Source organism: Shewanella polaris, from assembly GCF_006385555.1.
Taxonomy (GTDB): Bacteria; Pseudomonadota; Gammaproteobacteria; order Enterobacterales; family Shewanellaceae; genus Shewanella; species Shewanella polaris.
The window spans coordinates 77,033-95,197 of the sequence record NZ_CP041036.1 but is presented as its reverse complement, the minus strand read 5'-3'; the positions used below and the strand labels follow the sequence as shown (position 1 = coordinate 95,197).

Genomic DNA, 18,165 nt, shown 5'->3' with positions numbered 1-18,165 from the left:
ATTATTGAGGTCAATAAACACTCATTTAACCGATTATACTAATATAACAACACACACATATAACAACACACACAATTAGGTGAATAATATATGACTATTTGTTTAAAGAGTCTTTAAATTACAAAGTTGACGTTTAGATCACGTAAAAATACCATAAAAGACCGTTATTGCTACTGCTTAAACACAAATGGATAACGTTAACTAAAAGGCCTTTGTGGTATCAAGAAACACCGAATGCTGAAAACACTGCACTTGAAGCGATAGCTGACAAAAACGCATTAAACTAACAAGACAGCTTAATTAATCTTGTCGTTGCGTGATTAAATATACTTTAGCTAAAATTGAGGTTATTGATTGATCTTCTGATAGTTGGGGGCCAGCAAAAAAGCCCTCATTAATGTGTATCCGGGTAACACGGCCAATAAATACAAGGCTTCTTTTAACGAAGTATGATGCGCTAGCACACCAATAATAACGGGGCCACACAACAAACCTCCATAGGTAAATGTCGCGACAAATGCAATCGCAACGCCCGACTTGTGCTCATTAACAGAAGCAGCTTTTGAAAACACTAGCGGCACAATAATAGAGTAACCTACCCCCATAAATGCGAAGCCAAGCAGAGCAATATAAGGTGATTGCACCAATATAATCATCATCACCCCCAAAAGACTGAATAATGCACATCCTCTAACGACTAAAGTGACACCATATTTATCAATAACGGTATGACCGAATAACCTTGCAAGTACCATAAAGATTGAAAATATTGCGTATGCCCAACCGGCAAAGCTCATATCGGTAGCAAACTCTTGGCGCATAATAACCGCACTCCAGTCGGCTACAGCCCCCTCGCCCAAAGCACAAAACATAGCAATCAGCCCTATTGAAACCAAAAATAGCTTAGGTAACTTAGTGTTGTCATCAACAACACCTGTAGCACTCTGCACGGTTGTTGCGGTAATAAGTTTAGGTTGACGAAGTAACATGTAAAATGGCGCGAAAAAGCCACAGATAATAATAAAATGAACTAAGGTACCGATATCAGCCCACATCAATAACACCGAACTGGCCGCTCCAACCCCTGCACCTAAACTGAACATGGCATGAAAGAAAGGCATCAGTTTTTTATTCGTCAATCCTTCTGTTTTTGCCGCCCAGCTATTCATCACCACATCCATTCCGCCGTGTAAAAATCCGAAACAAAACAATGCGACCGCGAGAAAAATAGTATTATTACTTAAGGCTAACCCAATAAAAGGAATGGGATACAACACATAAGCCAGTTTTGACATAACTTGTACGCCCAGCTTATCGCTTAACCTTCCCGCCAACGGAAATGACACCACCGCACCGAATGCAAGCAATAGCAGAAACAACGATAATGTTTGTTCATCTAAGGCAAATTTCTGTTTGAAAAATGGCACTTTTGCCGCCCACGAGCCAAACAAACAGCCATTAAAGATAAATAACAATGACACTGCATAGATATTATTTTTGAGAGAATGCATAACAGCTCTAACTCCCAGTCTATTGGTGTGATAGGCCTTCAGTGGATATTAATTAAAAGCTTAGCCAAGGGTAAAACAAGCTACACATAGCAACTACCGGCGGCATTTGAGCAGAGCAATAGCGGCTAACCATTGATACAGTTTGAGTCATAGTCCCATAATGAAAAAAGTGACGATTACAACGTGACAATTACAAAAAAGACCATGACACACTATTAAATGACTAATTGTCTGAGTTAACTTGAACAATTATGCTAAATACCGTTTTAATGCATTTCCGGGGATCGAACTTTGTGTCGCCACAGCAAAAGAGGCCCACAACGCGCCTTCATGCATCGCATCGGTAATCGACATATGTTGGCATATACCATGGATGACCCCAGCGGCATAAGCATCACCCGCCCCAGTCGTATCAACTACATCAGCAATAATGGCCGGCACATGCTGTTCATCAGCCTCACTATAAACCGTGGCACCTTTTTCACCATCTGTGACAATAAAATAGGCCAATGCCTCACCCGCAATAGCTTGAGCAAACGCCCATGGGTCTTGGTTACAGCGGCCTTGCATATCGGTAATTGAAGCTATCAACACATGGCAAGGTCGGTTGCGTTCATCTTTCGCCAATTGTGATATCACTTTGCAATTAGGATTAGACGCTATAGCATTCGCTGCCCAAGCGCCCGCACCTTTTGCTGAAGAGTTAATATAAAAAACATCCCAATGTCGCCAATCAGGTGGTGCAGGCAGTTCAAAAATAGGCCGTTGTGGGCGAATAATAGTGCGCTCACCATCAGGTGTCATGACTAATAACATCTCGCAAGTATTGCCATTAAAACGATGCACTAAGCGACAATCGAGCCCTAAAGTACTCGCTTTAGCTAAAATCCAGTCACCTATGTCATCACTACCGACCTCGCTCACCAATGACACATTGTGTTTAGCCCACACTAACCCCAACCCAGTATTCGCCCCACCGCCGCCTAAACGCAGCCCACCGTCTTGATAATGAAATCGACCACCGGTTTGCAGTGGTTTATCGAGACGTAAAATTCGGTCGCAATTGATATTGGCAAGCAAAAGAATATTGGCCATGCAACTCACCCCAAAAAAAATATACCTAAAAAGAACCTTGAGTATAATACCAATCAGGTTAATTATCTGTACCGTTCAGGTAGATTCAGGCTTTTCGATGCATGAGAGTATAAATATAAGAAGAAGATGAACACTTGAATAAAAGATAATGACTACCATTGACGCAACAAAAAGGCCGTGATAATCACGGCCTTAAATTGCTCATCACAAGACAAGGTTACATATCTGCTTCGGCAAGTGGTTGACGTAATTGGGCGCGCACATTGTCCATGCCAGAGTAAAACTCTTTCATCATCAATAACCCAATCATTTTGCCGTTATCGGTCACAATCAATTCGTCAGGATTAACAGGGTCATTTTTAAGTGCCCCCATAGCTTTCATTGAAGACATTTCCTTGAATAAGGCGGTGTCTAAATTAACGTTAAACGTATCGCGGAAATATTTACGCGATAAGCGTCCAGAAAACATCCCTAGTAAAAAGCGATATTGCATCACTTCTTTTAGCTGATATTTTTTCTGTTGCTCAACAGCCATGCGGCCTTCAGCAATGCGTTGTTGGTATTTTTTCAGTGAAAATGTATTCACATACAAGGTGTCATTTAAAAAACTAAACGAACCAGAACCTATACCTAAATACTCATCATAATCAATAACGTACTCATCAAAACCTTCGTCATTGGTTTTACCAAATGCCCACGCTGACAGTTGTGTATATTGTCCTGTTAAGTGGTTTAAAATCTGGCGATATTGATTAACCATTTCACCTTGGGGTGCTGCTAAGCTGCCTTTAACACTTTTACGGGTTTGGTGGGTAATCATTAACGGATAGGTGGTAATTTGGCGAGGATCAAGTTTAGATGCCATTTCGAGATCGGATTGGATAATCTCATCAGTTTGACCACGAAAACCAAAAATCATATCAACGTTAATAATCGGAAACAGTTCTTTAGCCGCCATAATACGGTCAAAAGTTTGTTGTCCTGAACCAAACTTGTCTAAGCGATCGGTCATTTTTAAAATGCCATCATCAAAGCTTTGTACCCCAATCGACATTCTGTCAACTAAGCCTTTTAATTGCTTAAACTCAGGGTTAGCTAAATGCTGTGGATCTGACTCACAAGACACTTCTTTAATCGTTGGAAATAACGTTTTTGCCAGTTCGATTGTGCGGGCTAATTCATCTTCAAGCACGGTTGTGGTACCGCCGCCAATGTACATAGATTGGAACTCATATCCCAAATCTTTAGCCATTTGCATTTCTTTACGCAGCGCAACAAAGTATTCGCGCGCTTTGTCTTCGCGGAATAAAAATCGGTGAAAGGTGCAAAAAGAACACAAGGTATGGCAAAACGGAATATGTGCATACAACATGTATCTTTTGCCTTCGACAGGCTTTGGCATACGGTCAGTAGAGATGGTGTCGAGACGCAAATTTTTATCAACATAAAATTGCATCACCTTCTCCATAGAGCTGATCATCCAATTGGGTACCGTAATATTAGACTGATAAGGTTTAATCAACTCTTGACTGGCTGATTGAATAATTGGAGACATAAAAAATCCTAATTGAATTAAGCCCTGAGAGCAAAACCATTGATAAAAAGCGCACAATAAAAGACGCGTACCATAAGCAGAAAAACAAAATATCACTTTAGAGATAGCTAAAATGTGAACTAGCCAATAAATATACAAACTAACATGCTTATCTCTACCTATTTGTTAAGCAGATCATGTTTTAGACACGGCTGTTTTATCTTAAAAAATTTAATGACTCATCAATAACACAAAGCAAGCGGCACGGGCTGCCAACGTTGGACGCGTATGGGAATAAAGTGAGGGAGATTAATTATTAAGCTATTGATAAAAATTATTAAACATCAACCAATTTAAATGAAATCATGAATAAGGTTTGCTGATTAGGATACACTGTTTGGATTAACTGCTTTAACTCAGCTAATGGTAAGCTTTCTTGAGTAGCATGAAACTCATTAATGCCATCAAACCTTAATGGTTCCACCGCCAAAATGATAATGTCGCACACCTTTGTATGTCTTTCGAGGGTGAACACTTCAACTTGGCTACCTGGTAAATAATGATTCTCGCTGGCATCGCGGATAGTAATCGTTTTTTGCCCTGATGCAACGAAGGGCGTTAAAAACTCAAAAAAGGTTATTTCTGTGGGTGCAGTAATCATTAGCAACCTTAATTAATGATTTAAATTAACAATATAAATTAACGACATAAAGCGCCGCGTCAGCGCTAATGACTCAAGCTAAAATCAGATTTATAACCTCGCGTACTCGCCCGGGCTTTGATTAAAGTAACGTTTAAACTCGCGACTAAATTGGGCGGTACTTTCATAGCCCACCTGAGTTGATACCTCTTTTACCTTTAAATGTTGCAGTTGTAACAACGCCTTAGCTTTGTTCAGGCGAATTTTCTTTAAATATTGTATAGGTGATGAAGCGGTAACTTCTTTAAAACTACGATGGAATGCCGACGGACTCATATTAACCAAGCCAGCTAATGTGTCTACTTCAACCGACTCACCATAATGTTTATGGATGTAGTTAAGGGCTTTTTCTACCCTAGATAAACGAGTATGACTTAACGATAACGCAAAAAGCGGTGCCGCATTGGGCGAATCTAACAAGCGATATAACAACTCAAGCACGAGCGCTTCGCCCATTACTTTAGCCTCTAATGGCGACTGCAATGCTTGTAATAGTCGAATAACACTGCAATCCATGTCTTCAGTGTTATCGGCAACAAAAAAACCACTCTGGCGTGACCCGTTTAAATCTTTGGGGATTTGATGATGTTCGTCCATCAGCCGAATAATGTAATTAAGTTGCACTAAATCGATATCCACCATCAATACCAATACTGGCTCTTCAATGCTGGCAAAGGTTTCACATTCTACCGGCAATGGGACTGTCATCACTAATGAGCGCTGGCGGTCATAGTCGAAAGTTTGATTGTCTACATAAACCCGCTTTTTACCTTGGCCAACAATAAGCACTCCCTGTGAATAGCACAATGGCCCGCGTGCGCCATATTGTGAACTGCGAAACACATGCACGCCAGATAAATGAGTATCATTGACCCCTTCTTTTGGGGCTAGCTGTGCCATTAATGTTGCTATCTCACTCATATCCTTCGCCTCAGAAAAAATCATGAAACCGATACTAGCAAAAAAGCAGTAAAAGGTATTAAATTTATCAAAAAACCATCATATTTATACAATAAAGAGAGGAATAGGCATGAACGCGATAGTTCTGTGTATGTTTATTTTGACTCAAAGGGCTATCATAGCCACATGATTTATCCTTGCTGTTATGTATAAGAAATCCATACATCAACAAGTTGTACATGTACTCTTTATATACAAACATCAGCCAATTATTTGTTTCACCGCTAAACCAAAAGGCACCAATTATGCTTAATTTTGATTATCGTAACCCTACTCATGTTGTTTTCGGTAAAGACCGTATTGCAGAGTTAGACCAACTTGTTCCAGCCAATGCGCGAGTATTAATCACTTACGGTGGCGGTAGCGTGAAACGTTTCGGTACACTCGATAAAGTGAAAGCCGCATTAGGTAATCGTACAGTATTTGAATTTGGTGGCATTGAAGCCAACCCTAAATACGAAACACTGTTGCAAGCTGTAGACGTTGCCCGTAAAGAAAAAATCGACTTCTTACTGGCTGTTGGTGGTGGTTCGGTTATGGACGGCACTAAGTTTATCGCACTGGCGACTCAGTTTGATGGCGACACAGCAAGTCTATTACATCACGGCTTTACACCGGTTCCAGTGGCTAATGACAAGGTTATTCCACTTGGCGTTATTGCTACCCTACCGGCTACGGGTTCAGAAATGAACGCCTTTGCAGTCGTCAGTTATCAAGGCGGTAAGTATCCAGTAAACCACCCATGTGTGTACCCAACATTTGCCATGCTTGATCCTGAATTAACCTTCAGCTTGCCAAAAATTCAAGTCGCCAACGGTGTTGTCGATGCGTTTGTGCATGTGCTTGAGCAATATGCAACGTATCCTGTTGATGCCCGCGTACAAGATCGCATGGCAGAAGGCATTATGCGCACCTTAATCGAAATTGGCCCTATCACTGTTGAAGAGCCAACTAACTACGATGCCCGCGCTAACTTAATGTGGAGCGCTACATCTGCCCTAAACGGCATGATAGGTACAGGTGTGCCATTAGATTGGTCAACTCACATGATTGGACATGAGCTAACCGCACTATTCCATATCGACCACGCACAAACCTTAGCCGTAGTATTACCATCGCTATGGCGTGTGTTGAAAGAGCAAAAACACGCTAAATTAGTACAATACGCAGCACGTGTTTGGGATATCACAGAAGGTGACGAAGACAGTCGTGTAGATCAAGCCATTGACAAAACTGAAGCTTTCTTCAAGCAAGTAGGCTTACCTGTACGTTTACGCGATCACGGTGTAACGCAAGATCAACTAGGTCTAGTAGTCGATGCTTTAGAAGCACATGGTATGACCGCATTATCTGAAAGTGGCAAAGTAGACTTGGCCACCAGCCGCAAGATTTTAGACATGGCGTGGTAATAGTGCTTATAACCCAAACAATGAACTCATTATTTGTTTGGGATTAAGTTGCTATATTTCAAACTAAAAAGGGCTTAACAATGACTATCATTGTTAAGCCCTTTTTGTTGCCCTAAACGGGTGGCGCATTAGCATCCTATATGAAGAATGAATGCCATATAAAGATAAAGAAACTAAACAAAGGAGCGATAATAAGGAGTCTAGTTAATGATTACCGATTAATGCGGAGTAACGCTTGAGAATAGGTTCATTACCACTACACCAGCGAGAATTAACGTCATCCCCACCAGTGCACCTACATCTAATTTTTGTCCATACATCACCCAAGCGATAACTGTGATTAATACAATTCCAAGCCCAGCCCAAGTGGCATAAGCGATACCAACAGGAATACTTTTTAACGCTAACGATAGAAAGTAAAAAGATAATACATAGCCAACCACCACCACAATTGAAGGTGCTAATTTTGAAAATCCATCGCTTGCTTTAAGCGCTGAAGTGGCCAAAACTTCAGTTAAGATAGCCACACTTAAAAATATCCAACTTTTCATTTTTACTTTCTACGCAGACAAAACAGTCGCGCAGTATAAAGACTAAATAGTGATAAGCAAAAGTAAAAAATGAAAGTGTGATCTATTGATTAGAAACTAAAGATAGACAAGAAATTAATCGCTAATATTACACGCTCATCTCAATGGCTTTTTTAGGGGTAAAGCTGCTGCCTATAGATGCGATAATAACCAACCCGATGGCAGACCACTGCAATAAAGTCAGTTGTTCACTCAATATAATAAAGCCAGCTAATGCGGCTATCGCGGGCTCTAAACTCATTAGCACACTAAAAGCCTGTGTTGGCATATTTCTTAGGGCCACCATTTCCAAAGAATAAGGTAAGGCACTGGATAACACACCAACCAATAATCCAAGAGGTAATACTTCCCAGCTAATTAACGCTAATCCCTGGCTCATAGCACCTACAGGTACCAGCACTATGGCGGCCACAGTCATGCCTAAAGCAACGGTAATACCACCCGATCCTTGCTTGCCAGTACGGGTACCAAACAAAATATAGCCAGCCCAACACCCCCCAGCGCCTAACGCCATTAACGCACCACTAAGGTCAAGACCTTGCGCACTAGATAAGTTAGGCAGTAAAAGTAAAATTCCAGCGATGGCGCATGCCACCCAAAACAAATCGCTTTTGCGCTTTGAGCTAAATAAGGCTACCGCCAGAGGGCCGGTAAACTCAAGCGCGACAGCAATGCCTAACGGAATACGCTCAATCGCAAGATAAAATAAGATATTCATTCCACCAAGGCACAAACCATAAATAATAATGCTTTGCCAATCTCGGCCCTGAGGTAGTGCACGCCAAGGACGGAACACTAACCACAAAACAGCTGCAGCAAAACCTAAACGCAAAGCTGTTGTGCCTTCAGGCCCAACGATAGGGAAAAGTTGCTTAGCTAAAGATGCACCAGACTGTATGGTGATCATAGCCAATAAAACACAACCTACAGCCGTTAGCAGTCCGCGATTGATTTGCATTAAAATATATCCAAAAATGAAAATACAAGAGGAGGCATTCTACCTGAGACAAGTGAATCCCTGCAGTAATTATTATCATCCACAATCTCGATAGCAGTTAAGCAATAAAGACATTCAAACGACAATATATTTTACTCTGGTTGTTGTGATGATAAGCATTTTATAAATTCAATTTTACTACTCGTAATCGAGCCATTATTTTCATATCCACAAATTTGATAACCACTCGCAATAAGCATTTGCAGCATAGCCGGAAACTGATTCATAGATTTAACCCTAATAGTGTTAAAACCATTTTCAATTGCCCATGATTCCTGAAGTAAACGCAGTTGAGAAGCCACTTTCATTTTTCGATGTTCAGGTGCAACACCGCCTAACCAACTGTAAAACAGACCATCAGTTAACTCGTAACCCAATTTAAAACCAACAGGAACGTTATGGTACCGAGCAATTAAAATGAGATGTTTTTTCTCTGCCAGTCTCTTTTCAATGATGTCTGCAGAGATTTCAGGACCAAATTCAGGTACTTGCGCCAATACAGATACAATGTCTGATATCGTTCCAAGATCGCATTTATATTTCATAAAACCACCCATTACACGTTTTAATTACTTTGCATTATTTTCAATAAAAAAAACACCTTGTTAGTGACCTAACAAGGTGTTTTATTTATGCAGTTAACAAGTGTGTTTACACTCGTTTTACCCGTTTATTCTTTGTATTTTAACGTACCATTAGCTTTGATTTCGTCGTACCACAAGTTGTGATGCTGTGAAGCCCAGTTTTCGTCGCAATAACCTGAAACCATACATTCCATACCGCCTTCGCTGAGTACAGTTGCCATCCAAATATGCACTATGGTAAACGCGACAATAACCACTGCGCTAACACCATGTATAAGCAGAGCGAGCATTGACCAAATGCGAGGTAAATCAAGCATAGGGAAAACTAACATAACCCCAGTGACACTGATGCAAAAACCAAAAATAGTTAAACTCCAGAACCACATTTTTTCACCCGCATTGGCAAAACCACTGTCTGGGTGTTTGCCTTTAAACGGACCAAAGTTAATGTAACCACCAACCACTAAAAACCATTTTAAATCATACAGTTTAATAGTTTGTAACGGCATCCACTTAATAACACACACTAACCAAGACACCATAAATATAGGGCCTGACCAATCATGGCTAAACTTGCTGAATGCAATTGTTGCCGCCCAAATACCGTCTCCGACATAAGGGGCGATAAAATGCCGTCCAAGCATAATGACTAAACCGGTTAACATCAAAACTAAGCACGATATGGCCAGAATCCAATGTATCCACAGATCAGCTTTGCTCCAACGAAATACCAATTTACCCGAAAAGCCTTTACTCAGCGTAGCTGGGCCATTCACAAAGTAAAACACGAGAAAAGCGGCAAAAACGCCGACAAAAGCGAAAGCGAATACAGGCTTAAGGTAAGTATTTCGTAATTCTTTACCTTCGTTACCTGCAACGTTTACCAACACACCTGCGTCTACGCCTTTATATGTACTATAGCCAGCTTTACCCGCTTTTATGTCACGCCAGAGATCTGCATCTCCAGTCATCGACCTTGCTTGTTCTTGACTTGATTTTTCATCGGCGGCATACACCGACGATGTAGCAAATCCCAATCCCATACACAGAACTAATAGAGCAAATATTCTGCGCAATGATTTGTTTAACGTTAAAGTTAACATTGTCACTCCTTTATATGGCTGCGAACAAAGTCGCAGCCCATGCTCTAATTAGACTGATTCACCCGTTTTAGGATCATAACCCCAAATGGCATTTGGATTACCACGTGTAGCCATGCGCTGACGATAAATGTCAGACACGATATTGGCGTCGCCCGCAAGCAATGCTTTAGTCGCACACAACTCGGCACACATTGGTAATTTACCTTCCGCAATACGGTTAGAACCGTATTTTTGGCGCTCAGCTTCAGAATGATCTTCTTCTGGGCCACCAGCACAGAAAGTACATTTATCCATTTTTCCGCGACTACCAAATGCAGTCTTTTTAGGGAACTGTGGTGCACCAAATGGACAAGCATAAAAACAGTAGCCACAACCAATACAGGTATCTTTGTTGTGTAGCACTATGCCGTCTTCGGTACGGTAGAAACAATCGGCCGGACATACAGCCATACATGGAGCATCAGAACAATGCATACATGCGACTGAAATTGACGCTTCACCAGGAACACCATCGTTTAATGTCACCACGCGGCGACGTTGAATACCCCACTCTAAAGCAGAGTCGTTTTCGTTTTTACATGCGGTGACACAGCCATTACATTCGATGCAGCGCTTGGTATCACATAGAAATTTCATTGTAGCCATTTTGGCAATTCTCCTCGCTTAACTGCAATTACGCTTTTTCAATCTGACAAAGCGACGCCTTGGTTTCCTGCATTTGAGTCACAGGGTCATAACCATAAGTCATTGCAGTGTTCGCTGATTCACCGATAACGAAAGGCACTGTGCCTTCAGGGTAATTAGCCGCTAAACTTTCGCCGTGCATTACGCCAGCAAAGTGATATGGCATCCAAGTCACACCAGGCTTAACGCGTGGAGTTACCATCGCCTTAATCTTAATGCGTCCGCCTTCAGCACCTTCTAACCATATTGAGTCACCATCACGCAAACCGCGATCAGCAGCATCTGCAGGGTTCATTTCAACAAACATTTCTTGCTGTAGTTCTGCAAGCCAAGGGTTAGAACGCGACTCTTCACCACCACCTTCATATTCAACCAAACGACCAGATGTCAGTATTAATGGATATTTAACTGAACTATCATGCTGTTGAATTGTTTTATATAAAGTTGGTAAACGATAAACTCGCATATCATCGTAAGTTGGATATTTACTCACTAAGTCACGACGTGGTGTATACAGTGGTTCGCGGTGAATAGGCACCTGATCAGGGAAATTCCACACGATACAACGTGCTTTAGCATTACCGTAAGGAGTACAACCATGTTTAACAGCGACACGCTGTATACCGCCAGAAATATCGGTTTTCCAGTTATTACCTTCAGCGTGTTGTTTCTCTTCGGCCGTTAAATCATCCCACCAGCCAAGCTGCTTAAGCATGTCTGCAGTGAACTCTGGATAACCATCTTCAATTTCAGCACCTTTAGAAAAGCTGCCGTCTGCTAACAGATTCTCGCCTTGGTATTCAACGCCGAAACGGGCACGGAAGTTACCACCACCCTTTGACACATGTTTACTTGTGTCATACAGAATTTGTGTACCTGGGTGTTTCTGTTCTGGCGTACCCCAACATGGCCAAGGCAAACCATAAGTTTCACCTTTAACTTCGCCACCAGGAGCTTCCAACGTTTTATTGCTGAATAATCCCCAGTTTTGGGTGTGCAGTTTAATACGCTCAGGGCTTTGGCCTGTCATACCAATAGTCCACATACCGCGGTTAATTTCGCGAGTCACGTCTTCTATCACTAGCATGTCATTGGCATCTTTAGCGATACGCTTGGTGTACTCTTTATCAAAGCCAAGCTTTTGCGATAAGCGGTACATAATTTCAAGGTCAGTTTTCGATTCAAATAATGGCTCGATCACTTTTTCACGCCATTGTTGGCTACGACCAGAGTTAGAGACTGAACCCTCTGTTTCGTATTGAGTCGTTGCAGGTAACAAGTACACGCCATCTGTACGACGGTGCATAACGGCTGCCATGGTTGGGAATGGATCAACTACAACCACAGTGTCCATCTTGTCTAGTGCATCACGAACATCATTCTGGCGGGTTTCGGTGTTAACTGACTGTCCCCAGAAGAAACCCATACGAATATTGTCTTTTTGAGTTAAATTCTCAGCGCTTTCTAACACACCATCATGCCAGCGAGAACATGGAATACCCGGAGTGTTGATTGGCAAACTGCCTAAATATTCGTTTTGATCAAAGCGTGATTTAACCCAATCTAAATCTAGGCTCCAAACATTGGTCCAATGTGCCCATGCTCCAGAAGTTAACCCGTAATAACCTGGTAAATTATCGAATAATAAACCTAAGTCAGTCGCACCCTGCACATTATCGTGACCACGGAAAATGTTAGTACCACCACCTGATACACCCATGTTGCCAAGTGCAAGTTGTAAAATACAATAAGCGCGAGTGTTAGCATTACCGACGTGATGCTGAGTACCACCCATACACCAAATAACAGTACCTGGACGGTTATCGGCCATCAGTTTCGCAGCTTGGTAAACCTCTTCTTCGCTACAACCTGTGATACTGGCTACTTCTTTTGGTGGGAACTTCTTGGCTTCTGCACGAATAGATTCCATTTCGAAAACACGTTCTTGGATAAAGGTTTTATCTTCCCAACCGTTTTCAAAGATGTGCCATAACATACCGTAAATAAACGGGATGTCAGTACCAGGACGTAGGCCACAATGTAAGTCTGCATGTGCAGCAGTACGAGTAAAGCGTGGATCTACAACAATTATTTTAGCGTTGTTTTTCTCTTTCGCGATCAAGATATGTTGCATTGCAACTGGATGCGCCTCGGCAGGATTAGAACCGATAAAAAAGATTGCATTGGCGTTTTGAATATCATTGAAAGAGTTGGTTTGCGCACCGTAGCCCCAAGTGTTAGCAACACCGGCTACCGTGGTAGAGTGACAAATACGCGCACAGTGGTCGATATTGTTCGTACCCCACATTGCTGCAAATTTGCGATACATATAGCAGCCTTCGTTCGAAAACTTAGCACTACCCATAAAGTAAATTGAATCAGGACCAGACTCTTTACGAATATCCAACATCTTGTCACCCACTTCGTTAAAAGCTTGCTCCCAAGATATTTTTTTCCACTTGCCGCCAACCAATTTCATTGGGTATTTAACGCGTTTTTCGCCATGGCCATGTTCGCGTAATGCAGCACCTTTGGCACAATGTCCGCCAGCATTGAATGGATGGTCGAATGCAGGTTCTTGGCCTGTCCACACGCCATTTTGTACTTCAGCGTATAAACCACACCCTACCGCACAAGCACTACATATAGTGCGCTTGATTTCTGTTGGTGCATCGTAGGGTACATCTTTCGCTTCAGCACGACGGATCATGCCTGTGCCCATCATTGATGCAGCCGCAATACCACCGGTAGCAATACCCATTTGTTTTATAAATTGACGACGATTAATACCAAGCTTACTTGAAGCTTCATTGGTAGGAGCCGTGATTGACTTGCGAGTTAATTTCATCGCTTAAATTCTCCTAAACTAGCCGCGTAAGCTATCGTAATAACTGTTGATGTGGGCCGTTTCTTGATAGCCATTAGTGTGCGAAGTGCTAGCACTTTTTTCAGTTGCTTGGGCAACCTTAATGCCTGTCACGGCAATCGCGACACTTGCTGTACCACCAAGAGTGATAGCTTTCAGCAAAGATCTACGATTTAAATCAGGTTGTTGCTTACTCATTTAATCTCCCATCGAAAACGATTGTCTTCTGCCGCACCTCATAGAGGTTGCATTCTTGTTGTATAATATTGAATAAATACTACTTCATAGTAGGTAGTGATTATTTTCGGAGCCATAGTAGAAACAATGGAGATTTGTTTATTTGATCTACATTAGAAACTCAGTAGTTAATTAATAAAAAATCTAGAAATGTCAGTTAGATCACACTGGGGATGGTTTGAAACCAACCAAGATCACCAATCCAGCTAACGAATTTCTTCATCAAACAGCGGGAAATCAAATAGGGTTAATCAAAGGCAAGCTTTTAAGACAACGTTTTGTTCAGTAATGACACTTAAGTTGGTTTATATTTGGTGTATAGACTTACCCTAAGTCGATAGCTTTAGCGCTAAATAACTTGATTTTGGCACGTGCAACAGAATCGATTTATGCATTCCACTGCAGCATTGAATTCATTAAGATGGCAACCACCATTTCGATATTAATTCACCTTAAGCAACATGCGTAATGTGCTCTTACTGAACAAATAATGAATGTAATGGGTATTGGTTAATTTAAGATGTAGAGAGGCCGTTGAATCTGACTTATCGATTTTATTAATGTTGTGTTTATTTTATACCTGACATAAAAAACACCCCGAGGAATAACCTTGGAGTGCAGTTCTAACGTTAAAGGCGTCGGTAAGTATTTATATTTCTCGCTGTCATCTGGTTAAGAGGCAATGAATAAAATAAAACACTCACTGGCCAACAAGCTACAGATAATCTGTTTGGGTATTTATTATTTATCAAGCGCCTGATGGAATGCTTTTATAAAAGCATCATAGTCTTCAAATTGCGGCATGTGACCTAATCCTGGCAACTCAATAAGCACTGAGCCTTTAATCAAATTATGAGCATTAACGCCGAGTTTTTGATATTCGCCTAATTGTCTGGTTACACCTTCTTTTAACCATCCTCTACCTGGGCCGGTTTTATCTCTGGTGCCTATAATCAGCACAGTTTCATTGTTAATTTGTGAAAACCTATCGACAATGTTTTCTGAGAAAATCGGACCATAAGTTAATGCATTATTCCAAGCTACGATCTTCCAATCATCACCAGCAAGCATGCCTTTCAAAGGCACTAAAAGTTTCTCGTATTCGCTTGACCACTTGCCATCATAATAATTTTTCTTCTGATAGTTTCTCGCTTTGTCGAGTGTTTTAGCGAGCTCATTTTTATAAAAAAAGTTAACATCTTTAAACTGCACATATTTGCCGTAATCTTCTAAACCAATAGGGTTAATCAGAATCAATTTATTCACGGCATTAGTATAGTTAGCCGTAAATGTAGTCGCTAACATGCCACCCATTGAGTGACCAACAAGATCAAATTTTTTGATATCTAAACTGTCCAATAATAACTTGGTATTTAAGGCTAATTGGCCGAAACTATACTGATAAGCCTCAGGTTTTGAAGATTTACCAAAGCCGATTTGATCTGGAATAATGACTCGGTAGTTTCTTTTTAGCAGGTCGTTTGCCACGCGGTCCCAATAGTAGCCTGAAAAATTTTTGCCATGTAATAACACGATGACTTTTTCTGCGCGTTTATCGCCCACATCCATGTAGCGCATTTTTAAATCTTTATCTTGAGAATTAAAATTAAATGTCTTAACATCAAATGGATAATCAAACCCATCCAACTCTTTATTATACTTAACAGAATTTGCCGCATATGCCTGTGTTACCACAGCAAATAGGGCAAATAATACAACACAAAATTTCTTCATATTAATCTCTCTTAAATCAATCGAAAAACAGCCACAAATGAACCATGATAGCCAATTTGATATTAAATCTACATTTCTTGCTTAATTTGACCGTAGGCTAACATCGCAAACAATCCTGTGCCGCCAATAATATTCCCTATTAACATTGGTCCAATATGGTGTGACAGCGCAGTGATAAAATTCATTTCCCCATTGAGCACAAGGCTAAATATCTCATTGGAGCCAGCAATAACATGGGTAAACTCTCCCGCTGCGATTAGCCATGTAAACATAATGATAACGAGTACCTCAGAGCCTTTTGCCGAGGGCAACATCCACACCAAAGAAGCAATAAAAAATCCGGCTGGTATGCCACGCATTAATGTCTCTGAAGGCGTTAACTCTGCAACATGCCGTGATATCTGCAAAATAGCGCTCAGGATCTCTTCTGTCAGTATGCCACCGTGAACGAAAATAGCCGCCGTGAGAAATGTACCAACAAAATTAGCACCTAGCACTATGGCCCACAGGCGGGCGGTACAAACAAGACGACGTTGGGTGGTATTAGCTAACAGTGGCAGCACGACGGTTATGGTATTTTCAGTAAAAAGTTGCAGTCTTGCTAGAATGACCAGCACGAAACCGAAAGTGTAACCAAGGCTTTCAATAATCGACAAATACGGGTGTTCGGAGCCTATATTGCTGCGAATGATACCTTCAGCCAAAACCGACGATGAAATACCGATACCAGCAGCAATCCCAGACCACCACAAAGACATCAGCGGTCGTTCCAATTCTTCCAGGCCTTCACGCAGAATAATTGAATAAACAGTAAGTGATGACAGACTACCGTGCTCGATTACCGCATCACGTTCCGAACCTGTCAGCGCTATCTCTGTTGGCGTTGGCTCATTCTCCCGCGCCTCACGCATTTCAACCTTATTGCTAGACTGTTCATTACCATTGTTGGACGGCTTGGTTTTGTCGGCCTGGTCAGGTCCATTTTGTGTCATATTATTATCCTTTTCGGTCTTTAACCTGACTTAAACAATAGACGGCTTATATCATCAATTCAACAGGATCGGTAAGCCACTATGATGCTTGAAAATACTATATTAATAGTCGGTAATATACTATGGCAGCATGGTTATTTAACATTAACCTAGGTGTCATAGATGGGATAAGCAAATCAAAATCCAAATCAGAATCTTTAAGCTAATTCATATCAAGCTTGTCATTGGATTTGCTAAATGGCACATTGACGGGCTATTGCGAGTTTAGAGTAAATCAGTGCGACACCATTAACGGAGCAAAGAACTTTATATCCCATTCCTAGGTTATTTATTACCTTTTTTAGGTAACGAATTGTAAGCGTCCCTTACGGTATCATATCCATAAATACGCTCTAATTTTCGTACCATAAAATGCCCTCTCGCCATGTCTTGGAAGTGATCAATAAATAAAGTATTAATGATTGCACCACCCGCGGCACCGACAGCCGGTACGGCTTGTGCAGCGGCTTTTTGGGTCACTTGAATACCAAATTTTTCTGCAATTTTAGTAATTAACTTAACTAAAATAGGTGCGGCTTCATCTGTCATACCTTTTTTTACCATAAATTCAGTCGCTTCTGAGACTGATTTTGCCAATGCTGCTCTTACTGCAAAATATCCAGATTCACTACCATCATCTAAATCACTTTCGCCTCCTAAAGCAAACACCTCTAAACAAGCCATTTTGGTTTCCAGTGTGGTAATCAATTCGCCTTCACTACGAGCAATATCAGCGATCGAGCGCAGCATAATTGATGTTGAAATAGGAAGTTCAACCGCTATTGCAGCCAAGCCAAAGAAACCACCGACACCACCACTCACCGCGACGCCTAATTTGTGCCAAAGATTAGACGACTCTTCTCCTGGAATATCTTTCATAGTAAATATCGCCGCTTCTGACGCTTTAATTAGCGATTTCTCGGTCACTTTCGCGATATTTTTATTCCAGTTATCAGGTAGTAACGCTAAGCCTTTTTCAATAGGAGTCCCTATAAGATTAGTCATTTTTACCGCGAGTCCAGGGTTTTCTAATAGTGATTTGGCAACTAAAAGCTCTTTTTTATGTGATTCTGAAATATTCAACTAAACCCCTTAGTGGTGAAGCAACGCACCTGAGTTATTTTACATCT

At 41.2% G+C, this 18,165-nt stretch carries 16 protein-coding genes; 1 reads left to right on the top strand and 15 read right to left on the bottom strand.

The window, feature by feature from the left end:
• Positions 1-347: 347 nt before the first annotated feature.
• From FH971_RS00405 to FH971_RS00385, 5 genes are all read right to left on the bottom strand, one after another.
• Entirely contained in the window at positions 348-1,511 is a 1,164-nt protein-coding gene (locus FH971_RS00405) for an MFS transporter (protein WP_140232923.1), read from the bottom strand.
• A 249-nt stretch (positions 1,512-1,760) separates the two neighbouring features.
• Positions 1,761-2,606: a PfkB family carbohydrate kinase gene (locus tag FH971_RS00400; RefSeq protein ID WP_140232922.1), complete on the bottom strand. Its 846-nt coding sequence runs from the start codon at positions 2,604-2,606 to the stop codon at positions 1,761-1,763.
• A 217-nt stretch (positions 2,607-2,823) separates the two neighbouring features.
• Positions 2,824-4,161, bottom strand: a complete 1,338-nt coding sequence (locus tag FH971_RS00395; protein WP_137223962.1) for a coproporphyrinogen III oxidase family protein — start codon at positions 4,159-4,161, stop codon at positions 2,824-2,826.
• Positions 4,162-4,477: 316 nt separating this feature from the next.
• The gene (gene yqfB / locus FH971_RS00390; RefSeq protein WP_137223964.1) at positions 4,478-4,801 is read right to left on the bottom strand and encodes a N(4)-acetylcytidine aminohydrolase; all 324 of its coding nucleotides are present in this window, start codon (positions 4,799-4,801) and stop codon (positions 4,478-4,480) included.
• A gap of 90 nt (positions 4,802-4,891) precedes the next feature.
• Positions 4,892-5,761, bottom strand: a complete 870-nt coding sequence (locus FH971_RS00385) for an AraC family transcriptional regulator (protein WP_140232920.1) — start codon at positions 5,759-5,761, stop codon at positions 4,892-4,894.
• Between the two features lie 284 nt (positions 5,762-6,045).
• Here FH971_RS00385 and FH971_RS00380 point away from each other — a divergent pair, with 284 nt between their 5' ends.
• Positions 6,046-7,209, top strand: a complete 1,164-nt coding sequence (locus FH971_RS00380) for an iron-containing alcohol dehydrogenase (RefSeq protein WP_137223968.1) — start codon at positions 6,046-6,048, stop codon at positions 7,207-7,209.
• A gap of 218 nt (positions 7,210-7,427) precedes the next feature.
• On the opposite strand, the gene FH971_RS00375 is transcribed toward FH971_RS00380, so the two are convergent.
• The 10 genes from FH971_RS00375 to FH971_RS00330 form a co-directional block, all read right to left on the bottom strand.
• The gene (locus tag FH971_RS00375) at positions 7,428-7,760 is read right to left on the bottom strand and encodes a DMT family transporter (RefSeq protein WP_140232918.1); all 333 of its coding nucleotides are present in this window, start codon (positions 7,758-7,760) and stop codon (positions 7,428-7,430) included.
• Positions 7,761-7,887: 127 nt separating this feature from the next.
• Positions 7,888-8,757, bottom strand: coding sequence for an EamA family transporter (locus tag FH971_RS00370; RefSeq protein WP_140232916.1), 870 nt, complete (start codon positions 8,755-8,757; stop codon positions 7,888-7,890).
• 131 nt (positions 8,758-8,888) lie between these two features.
• Positions 8,889-9,341: a GNAT family N-acetyltransferase gene (locus FH971_RS00365; RefSeq protein WP_140232914.1), complete on the bottom strand. Its 453-nt coding sequence runs from the start codon at positions 9,339-9,341 to the stop codon at positions 8,889-8,891.
• Between the two features lie 125 nt (positions 9,342-9,466).
• Positions 9,467-10,483 (bottom strand): formate dehydrogenase subunit gamma, encoded by a 1,017-nt coding sequence (locus FH971_RS00360; protein ID WP_137223982.1) that lies wholly within the window; start codon positions 10,481-10,483, stop codon positions 9,467-9,469.
• A gap of 48 nt (positions 10,484-10,531) precedes the next feature.
• A complete protein-coding gene (gene fdh3B, locus FH971_RS00355) occupies positions 10,532-11,128 on the bottom strand; it encodes a formate dehydrogenase FDH3 subunit beta (protein WP_137223984.1) in 597 nt (198 codons plus the stop codon).
• Positions 11,129-11,156: 28 nt separating this feature from the next.
• Complete coding sequence (locus tag FH971_RS00350; RefSeq protein WP_140232912.1) at positions 11,157-14,015, bottom strand: formate dehydrogenase subunit alpha; 2,859 nt, start codon at positions 14,013-14,015, stop codon at positions 11,157-11,159.
• 18 nt (positions 14,016-14,033) lie between these two features.
• On the bottom strand, positions 14,034-14,231 hold the full coding sequence (locus FH971_RS00345) for a formate dehydrogenase (protein ID WP_137223988.1): 198 nt from the start codon (positions 14,229-14,231) through the stop codon (positions 14,034-14,036).
• Positions 14,232-15,011: 780 nt separating this feature from the next.
• The gene (locus FH971_RS00340) at positions 15,012-15,965 is read right to left on the bottom strand and encodes an alpha/beta fold hydrolase (RefSeq protein ID WP_240778416.1); all 954 of its coding nucleotides are present in this window, start codon (positions 15,963-15,965) and stop codon (positions 15,012-15,014) included.
• A 107-nt stretch (positions 15,966-16,072) separates the two neighbouring features.
• Positions 16,073-16,996, bottom strand: coding sequence for a formate/nitrite transporter family protein (locus tag FH971_RS00335; protein WP_140232909.1), 924 nt, complete (start codon positions 16,994-16,996; stop codon positions 16,073-16,075).
• Between the two features lie 324 nt (positions 16,997-17,320).
• Entirely contained in the window at positions 17,321-18,118 is a 798-nt protein-coding gene (locus FH971_RS00330; RefSeq protein ID WP_140232907.1) for an EcsC family protein, read from the bottom strand.
• Positions 18,119-18,165 lie beyond the last annotated feature (47 nt).

What these genes read in the sequence shown, in the direction of transcription:
- fdh3B (WP_137223984.1), bottom strand. Translation starts at nt 11,128, where the DNA reads ATGGCTACAATGAAATTTCTATGTGATACCAAGCGCTGCATCGAATGT.
- FH971_RS00335 (WP_140232909.1), bottom strand. Translation starts at nt 16,996, where the DNA reads ATGACACAAAATGGACCTGACCAGGCCGACAAAACCAAGCCGTCCAAC.
- FH971_RS00375 (WP_140232918.1), bottom strand. Translation starts at nt 7,760, where the DNA reads ATGAAAAGTTGGATATTTTTAAGTGTGGCTATCTTAACTGAAGTTTTG.
- yqfB (WP_137223964.1), bottom strand. Translation starts at nt 4,801, where the DNA reads ATGATTACTGCACCCACAGAAATAACCTTTTTTGAGTTTTTAACGCCC.
- FH971_RS00400 (WP_140232922.1), bottom strand. Translation starts at nt 2,606, where the DNA reads ATGGCCAATATTCTTTTGCTTGCCAATATCAATTGCGACCGAATTTTA.
- FH971_RS00360 (WP_137223982.1), bottom strand. Translation starts at nt 10,483, where the DNA reads ATGTTAACTTTAACGTTAAACAAATCATTGCGCAGAATATTTGCTCTA.
- FH971_RS00395 (WP_137223962.1), bottom strand. Translation starts at nt 4,161, where the DNA reads ATGTCTCCAATTATTCAATCAGCCAGTCAAGAGTTGATTAAACCTTAT.
- FH971_RS00345 (WP_137223988.1), bottom strand. Translation starts at nt 14,231, where the DNA reads ATGAGTAAGCAACAACCTGATTTAAATCGTAGATCTTTGCTGAAAGCT.
- FH971_RS00385 (WP_140232920.1), bottom strand. Translation starts at nt 5,761, where the DNA reads ATGAGTGAGATAGCAACATTAATGGCACAGCTAGCCCCAAAAGAAGGG.
- FH971_RS00365 (WP_140232914.1), bottom strand. Translation starts at nt 9,341, where the DNA reads ATGAAATATAAATGCGATCTTGGAACGATATCAGACATTGTATCTGTA.
- FH971_RS00405 (WP_140232923.1), bottom strand. Translation starts at nt 1,511, where the DNA reads ATGCATTCTCTCAAAAATAATATCTATGCAGTGTCATTGTTATTTATC.
- FH971_RS00380 (WP_137223968.1), top strand. Translation starts at nt 6,046, where the DNA reads ATGCTTAATTTTGATTATCGTAACCCTACTCATGTTGTTTTCGGTAAA.
- FH971_RS00350 (WP_140232912.1), bottom strand. Translation starts at nt 14,015, where the DNA reads ATGAAATTAACTCGCAAGTCAATCACGGCTCCTACCAATGAAGCTTCA.
- FH971_RS00370 (WP_140232916.1), bottom strand. Translation starts at nt 8,757, where the DNA reads ATGCAAATCAATCGCGGACTGCTAACGGCTGTAGGTTGTGTTTTATTG.